General features: G+C 42.6%; 1 pseudogene. It reads left to right on the top strand.

The annotated features are described in order from the left end of the window. Positions 1-38: 38 nt before the first annotated feature. A pseudogene (locus H5183_RS21525) lies at positions 39-324 on the top strand (transposase); the annotation flags it as partial.

The following is a 324-nucleotide window of genomic DNA, read 5'->3' as shown; positions in this document are numbered from 1 at the left end:
TGATGATATGCGACGAAGAAGGCTTGATAGGTCGTAACATGTTTGCCATTGATGGATGCAAATTGAAATCGAATGCGAGTAAAGAATGGAGCGGCACATTCGATGAGCTAGGGCGTAAAAAAGCAAAACTAGAACGCGCGAGTAAACGTATTATCGAACGTCACCAATCACAAGATAGCCTGAGCGAAGAGTTGATAACACAGGATTTAAAGCAAAAAGAAAAGCTGGATAAAAGTGCAGATAAAATCACGGAGTTCTTAGCGACCCACGAGGAAAAAACGGGCAGCAAAGGCAAGCCCATTAAAAGTAATATTACCGACCCTG

Source organism: Pseudoalteromonas sp. SR44-8, assembly GCF_014163635.1.
GTDB lineage: Bacteria > Pseudomonadota > Gammaproteobacteria > Enterobacterales > Alteromonadaceae > Pseudoalteromonas > Pseudoalteromonas rhizosphaerae.
The sequence above is the reverse complement of the archived record's forward strand: the minus strand, read 5'-3'. Positions and strand labels throughout refer to the sequence as shown.